General features: G+C 73.1%; 7 protein-coding genes. All 7 read left to right on the plus strand.

Features of this window, described 5'->3' with window-relative positions; translation table 11 throughout:
- A partial coding sequence (locus B7767_RS19180) for a glycosyltransferase family 4 protein (RefSeq protein WP_085573251.1) occupies positions 1-917 on the plus strand: 917 nt, incomplete at its 5' end.
- Complete coding sequence (locus B7767_RS19185) at positions 914-2,164, plus strand: class I SAM-dependent methyltransferase (protein WP_085573252.1); 1,251 nt, start codon at positions 914-916, stop codon at positions 2,162-2,164. The genes B7767_RS19180 and B7767_RS19185, both read left to right, overlap by 4 nt.
- Positions 2,161-2,955 (plus strand): glucose-1-phosphate cytidylyltransferase, encoded by a 795-nt coding sequence (locus B7767_RS19190; protein WP_085573253.1) that lies wholly within the window; start codon positions 2,161-2,163, stop codon positions 2,953-2,955. The genes B7767_RS19185 and B7767_RS19190 overlap by 4 nt, the downstream gene beginning before the upstream one ends.
- On the plus strand, positions 2,952-3,599 hold the full coding sequence (locus B7767_RS19195) for a PIG-L deacetylase family protein (protein ID WP_085573254.1): 648 nt from the start codon (positions 2,952-2,954) through the stop codon (positions 3,597-3,599). Before B7767_RS19190 ends, B7767_RS19195 begins: the two co-directional genes overlap by 4 nt.
- A gap of 3 nt (positions 3,600-3,602) precedes the next feature.
- Positions 3,603-4,628 carry an NAD(P)-dependent oxidoreductase gene (locus B7767_RS19200; protein ID WP_085573255.1) on the plus strand — a complete coding sequence of 342 codons (1,026 nt, stop codon included), beginning with the start codon at positions 3,603-3,605 and terminating at the stop codon, positions 4,626-4,628.
- A complete protein-coding gene (locus B7767_RS19205) occupies positions 4,616-5,899 on the plus strand; it encodes a DUF4910 domain-containing protein (protein ID WP_085573256.1) in 1,284 nt (427 codons plus the stop codon). The genes B7767_RS19200 and B7767_RS19205 overlap by 13 nt, the downstream gene beginning before the upstream one ends.
- A gap of 5 nt (positions 5,900-5,904) precedes the next feature.
- Positions 5,905-6,933, plus strand: a 1,029-nt coding sequence (locus B7767_RS19210; protein ID WP_085573257.1) for a hypothetical protein, incomplete at its 3' end; no start/stop codon positions are given.

The following is a 6,933-nucleotide window of genomic DNA, read 5'->3' on the forward strand; positions in this document are numbered from 1 at the left end:
CCACGCTGCACAACTACACCCAGGTCTGCCCGCCCGGCACGCTCCAGCGGGACGGCCGGCCGTGCGCCGAGTGCGTCGGGTCCGCGCCGCTGCCCGCCGTCCGGCACGGCTGCTACCGCGGCTCCCGGCTGGCGACGGTGCCGCTCGCGGTCAGCCTGTCGGTCAACCGGCGGCGGTGGTGGTCCGGCGTGGAGCGGTTCTTCTGCATCTCCGCGGCGCAGCGCGACGTCCTGGTGCGGGCCGGCATGCCGGCCGAGCGGCTGGCGGTGAAGCACAACTTCGTGCCCGACACGGACCTCCGCCGCTCGGGCGCCGGGGAGCACGTGCTCTACCTCGGCCGGCTCGCCGAGGCCAAGGGCGTGCGGCTGCTCATGGTCGCGTGGGACGAGATCGCCGCCGGCGGCGGTCTGGGCGTGCCGCTGGTGATCGCCGGCGCGGGGCCGCTGGAGCCGGAGGTGACCGCCTGGGCGGCCGGCCGGGACGACGTGCGGTACGCCGGCCTGTACGACACCGAGGAATGCCGGCGGGCGATCGCACGATCGGTGGCCGTGGTGGCCCCCTCGACGTGGCTGGAGGCGTTCGGCCTGGTGGTCGTGGAGGCGATGGCGGCCGGAGTGCCGACCGTCGCCGCCGGTCACGGCGCCTTCACCGAACTCGTCGAGGACGGGGTGACCGGGCTGCTGCACCGGCCGGGCGAGGCCGCCTCGCTCGCGTCCGGCATACGCCGGATCGCGGCCGACCCGGACCTGGGCCGGGAGATGGGCCGGGCGGCCAGGCATCGGTACGAGCGGGGTTTCAGCCCTGCCGTCGGCCTGGAGCGCCTGGTGGACGGGTACCGCACCGCGATCGCGGTGCGGTCGGCACTGGCCCGCGGCGGGGACACCCGCGCGGGCAGGGGGGATGGGGACAGCAGATGACACGATGCCGACTCTGCGGCTCGGAAGCGATGGCGAGCGTCGTCGATCTCGGGGCGACACCACCGTGCGAGAGCTTCCTCGCCGCGGACCAACTGGACCGGCCGGAGCCCGCGTACCCGCTGCACCTGCGGGTCTGCACCGACTGCTGGCTGGCGCAGATCCCTCCGCTGATCACGCCGGAGGAGACGTTCGAGGAGTACGCGTACTTCTCCTCCTACTCCACCTCCTGGGTGGAGCACGCGCGCACGTTCGTCGCGGACGCCGCGGCGCGGGTGGGGCTCGGCCCCGACGCCTTCGTGGTGGAGGTCGCGAGCAACGACGGGTACCTGCTGAGGCACGTGGTGGACCGGGGCATCCGCTGCCTGGGCATCGAGCCGTCGGTGAACGTCGGCGCCGCGGCGCGCGAGGCGGGGGTGCCCACGCTCACGGAGTTCCTGAGCCCGGACACCGGTTCGGCCGTCCGCGCCGAGCACGGCCCGGCGGACCTGGTCGTGGCCAACAACGTGTACGCGCACATCCCCGACATCGTCGGGTTCACCCGGGGCCTGCGCGCCCTGGTCGCCGACGACGGCTGGGTCTCCATCGAGGTGCAGCACCTGCTGACGCTGATCGAGGAGAACCAGTACGACACGATCTACCACGAGCACTTCCAGTACTACACGGTCGCGTCCGCGATCCGGGCGCTGGCGAGCGGCGGACTCACGCTCGTGGACGTCGAGTTGCTGCCCACGCACGGCGGGTCCGTCCGGCTGTGGGCCCGGCCGGCCGAGGCGGCCGGCGAGCCGGCGCAGCGGGTGGCCGACGTGCTGGCCCGGGAGAAGGCCGCCGGGCTGCAGGAACTGTCCGGGTACGCCGAGTTCTCCGCCCGGGTGGCCAAGGTGCGCCGGGACCTCCTCAAGTTCCTCATCGAGGCGGCGGAGCGCGGCGAGACGGTCGTCGGCTACGGCGCACCCGGCAAGGGCAACACCCTGCTCAACCACTGCGGCATCCGGCCCGACCTGCTCCCGTACACGGTCGACCGCAACCCCTACAAGCACGGCAGGTTCACCCCGGGCACCCGCATCCCGGTCCTGGAGCCCGAGCGGATCGCCGCCGACCGGCCGGACTGGGTCCTCGTCCTGCCGTGGAACCTGCGGGCCGAGCTGGTCGAGCAGTTGTCCTTCGTGCACGAGTGGGGCGGCCGGCTGGTCTTCCCCATACCGGAACTGAGCATCGTCGAGGCCGCGTCCCGAAAGGTCACAGCATGAAGGTCGTACTGTTCTGCGGCGGTTACGGGATGCGGATGCGCAGCGGCGCCGCGGACGACGTGCCCAAGCCGATGGCGATGGTCGGCCCCCGGCCGCTGATCTGGCACGTCATGCGCTACTACGCGCACTTCGGGCACACGGAGTTCATCCTGTGCCTCGGCTACGGGGCCCACCACATCAAGGACTTCTTCCTCAACTACGAGGAGACGACGTCCAACGACTTCGTGCTGCGCGGCGGACGCACCGAGCTGCTCTCCACCGACATCTCCGACTGGACGATCACGTTCGCGCAGACCGGCATCGAGTCGCCGATCGGGGAGCGGCTGCGCCGGGTGCGGCACCACCTGGACGGCGACGAGATGTTCCTCGCCAACTACGCCGACGTGCTCACCGACGCCCCGCTGCCGGAGATGATCGAGAGGTTCGCCCGGCGCGACGCCGGCGCGTCGATGATGGTGGTGCCGCCGCAGTCCTCGTTCCACTGCGTGGAGCTGGGCGAGGACGGCCTGGTGGGGGGCATCACCGCGGTGAGCGAACTGCCGCTGTGGGAGAACGGCGGCTACTTCGTGCTCCGCCAGGAGGTCTTCGACCACATCCCCGAGGACGGGGACCTGGTCGCCGACGGGTGCGCGGGGCTGGCCAAGCAGGGGCGGCTGGTGGCGCACCGGCACCGCGGCTTCTGGAAGCCGACCGACACCGTCAAGGAGCGGGCCGCGCTCGACGCCGCCTACGCCAGGGGCGACCGCCCGTGGGCCGTGTGGGAGCGGGACGGCGCGGGGGTGAGCGCGTGATCCGGCTCGGCGCCGGGCGCCTGGACCGGGTCGTCGCGGTGGGCGCGCACTGCGACGACATCGCCATCGGCGCCGGTGGCACGCTGCTCGCGATGTGCCTCGCCCGGCCGGGGCTGCGCGTCGACGCGCTGGTGCTCTCCGGCGGTGGCGGCGAGCGGGAGCAGGAGGAGCGGGCCGCGCTCGCCGCCTTCTGCCCGGGCGCCGACCTGCGGCTGACCGTGCTCAAGCTGCCGGACGGCCGGATGCCTGCGCACTGGGAGGAGGCCAAGGCAGCGGTCGAGGAGCTGCGGGCGCGGACCGAGCCGGAGCTGGTCCTCGCCCCGCGCGCCGACGACGCGCACCAGGACCACCGCGGCCTGGCGCGGCTGATGACCACCGCGTTCCGCGACCACCTCGTGCTCGGCTACGAGATCGTCAAGTGGGACGGCGATCTCGGCCGTATGGCGGCGTACCAGCCGCTGTCACCGGAGACCGCCGAACAGAAGGTGCGGCTGCTGCAGGAGCACTACCCCTCGCAGCGGCACCGGCCCTGGTACGACCGGGAGGCCTTCCTCGGTCTCGCCCGGATCCGCGGCATCGAATGCCACGCGCGCTACGCCGAGGCGTTCGCCGTCACCAAACTCACTCTCGACCTGGGGGATTGAACCTTGCGCGTACTGCTCACCGGACACCAGGGCTACCTGGGCACCGTGATGGCCCCGGTCCTCACGGCCGCCGGACACGAGGTCGTCGGCCTCGACGCCGGCCTGTTCGCCGACTGCCTGCTGGGCCCGGCGCCCGCCGACCCGCCGGGACGGCGGGTGGACCTGCGCGACGTCACGGCCGACCACCTGGCCGGGGTGGACGCCGTGATCCACCTGGCCGCCCTGTCCAACGACCCGCTGGGATCGCTGGCGCCGGAGCTCACCTACGACATCAACCACCACGCCTCCGTACGGCTCGCCCGGCTGGCCCGCGACGCCGGGGTGCAGCGTTTCCTGTACGCGTCGACCTGCTCGGTCTACGGCGCCGCCGGCGGTGGCGAGCTGGTGACCGAGGACGCCCCGCTGCGCCCGGTGACGCCGTACGCGGAGTCCAAGGTGCGGGTGGAGGACGACCTGCACACGCTCTGCGACGGCGACTTCAGCCCGGTGTACATGCGCAACGCCACCGCCTTCGGGTACTCGCCCCGGCTGCGCGCCGACATCGTGCTGAACAACCTGGTGGGCCACGCCCTCCTGTCCGGTGAGGTGCTCGTGCTCTCCGACGGCACCCCCTGGCGCCCGCTGGTGCACGCCGCCGACATCGCGCGGGCCTTCACGGCGGCGCTGACCGCGCCGCGGGAGGCGGTGCACGACCGGGCGTTCAACATCGGCAGCGAGGTCAACAACGTCACGGTCGCCGAGATCGCCGGGCAGGTCGCCGAGGCGGTACCCGGCTCGAAGGTGGTGATCACCGGGGAGACCGGTGCCGATCCGCGGTCGTACCGGGTGGACTTCTCCCGCTTCCGCGCCGCGGTGCCCGGCTTCGACTGCGAGTGGACGGTGAAGCGGGGCGCGCTCGAACTCGCCGACGCCTACCGGAAGCACGGGCTGACCCGGGAGGACTTCGAGCGGCGCTTCACCCGCCTCGCCGTGCTGCGCGCGGCGTCCGACGCCGGCACCGTCGACGACACCCTGCGGTGGCGCCGGTGACCGCGTCCGGCGAGGAGATGTACGAACTGGTGGAGCGGTTGTACCCGCTCTGCCGGAGCATCACCGGCGACGGTGTGCGCGCCACCCTGGAGATCGTCGGCGAGTACATCCCGCTGCACGTGCACGAGGTGCCGACCGGGACGCAGGTGCTCGACTGGACGGTGCCGCAGGAGTGGAACATCCGGGACGCGTACGTCGCCGACGCCACCGGCCGCCGGGTCGTCGACTTCCGTGCGTCCAGCCTGCACGTGCTCGGCTACAGCGTGCCGGTGTCGGCGACCATGCCGCTGGCCGAGCTGCGCCCGCACCTGCACACCCTGCCGGACCACCCGTCCTGGGTGCCGTACCGCACCAGCTACTACAAGCCGGAGTGGGGGTTCTGCCTGGCCCAGGAGACCCTGGACGCGCTGCCGGACGGCGAGTACGAGGTGCGGATCGACTCCACGCTCGCCGACGGCCACCTCACCTACGCCGAGCACGTGGTCCCCGGTCAGGTCGCCGACGAGGTGATCGTCTCCTGCCACGTCTGCCACCCGTCGCTGGCCAACGACAACCTGGCCGGCATCGCGGTGGCGACGTTCCTGGCCCGGGCGCTGGCGGAGCGCAAGCCGTACTACACCTACCGGTTCCTGTTCGCGCCCGGCACCATCGGGGCGATCACCTGGCTGGCCCTCAACGCGGAGCGGGTGGAACGGGTCAGGCACGGACTGGTGCTGGCCTGCGCCGGCGACCCGGGGCAGTTGACGTACAAGCGGAGCAGGCGCGGCGACGCGGAGATCGACCGGGTGCTGCGGCACGTCCTGACCGCCTCCGAACGGCCGCACCGGATCGTCGAGTTCACTCCGTACGGCTACGACGAGCGGCAGTTCTGCTCGCCCGGGTTCGACCTCGGCGTGGGCTCGCTCACCCGGACCCCGTACGCCGGTTACCCCGAGTACCACACCTCGGCGGACGACCTGGACTTCGTCTCCCCCCGGGCGATGGCGGACACGCTCGCCGTCTGCCGCGAGGCGTTCGGCGTCCTGGACCGCAACCGGCGGTACCTCAACCTCAGCCCCTACGGCGAACCACAGCTCGGGCGGCGGGGGCTGTACGACTCGCTCGGCGGCCGCAGCGACGCGAAGCAGGCCCAGATGGCCATGCTCTGGGTGCTCAACCTCTCCGACGGCGAGCACAGTCTGCTGGACGTCGCCGAGCGCTCCGGGCTGCCGTTCGACACCGTCGCCGTCGCGGCCGACGCCCTGCACGGCGCCGGGCTGCTCAAGGCGTGACGCCGATGTCCACCGGGAAAGAGACGACGAATCCGGCCCGGTCCGCCCGGCGGGCCGTCGCCGGGCGGCTGTCCTGGGGACTGGCCGACCAGGCGGCCTCCAGCCTGTCCAACTTCGCGGTGGGCATCTACGTGGCACGCTCGCTGGGGCTGACCGCGTTCGGCGTGTTCAGCCTGGCCTGGGTGACCTACGGCGTGGTGCTCAACGTCTCCCGCGGGCTGGCCACCGACCCGCTCGTGGTGCGCTTCAGCGGCGTGCCGGAGGCGTCCTGGCGCCAGGCGGTGGCCCGGTCGTCGGGTACCGCGCTGCTGGTCGGCGCCGGTATCGGCACGGTGTGCCTGGTCACCGGGCCGGTCATCGGCGGCCGGGTGGGGGCCGCGTTCGCCGGTCTCGGCGTCGTGCTGCCGGGGCTGCTGCTGCAGGACGCCTGGCGGTACGCGTTCTTCGCCGCCGGTACCGGCCGGAAGGCGTTCGTCAACGACGTCGTGTGGGGCGTCGCGCTCGTCCCGGCCATGGTGGTGGCGGCCCAGGTGGGCACCGTGACCGCCTTCCTGCTCGCCTGGGGCGGTTCCGCCGCGGTGGCCGCGGGGTACGGCTGCTTCCAGTCCGGCATCCGGCCCCGGCCGGCCGGGGCGCGCGAATGGCACCGCGACCACCGTGACCTCGGCTACCGGTACCTGGTCGAGAACGTCGGCGTCAGCGGCTCGAGCCAGTTGCGGGCGTACGGGCTCGGCGCGATCGTCGGGGTCGGCGCGGTGGGGGTGATCCGGGGCGCCGAGCTGCTGCTCGGCCCGTTCCTCGCCGTGCTGATGGGACTGTCGCTGGTCACCGTCGCCGAGGCGGCGCGGGTGCTGCGGCAGGCCCCGCGACGGCTCGGGGCGTTCTGCCTCCTCCTCGGCGGCGGGCAGGCCGTCGGCGCGCTGCTGTGGGGCGCGGCGCTGCTGCTGGTGCCGGACCGGCTCGGCGAGTTCGTCCTCGGTGACGTCTGGCCCGCCGCCTCGGAGCTCATCGTGCCGGTCACGCTCGGCGTCGCG

The organism is Streptomyces sp. 13-12-16 (genome assembly GCF_002114215.1).
In the GTDB taxonomy this organism is placed as follows: domain Bacteria; phylum Actinomycetota; class Actinomycetes; order Streptomycetales; family Streptomycetaceae; genus Streptomyces.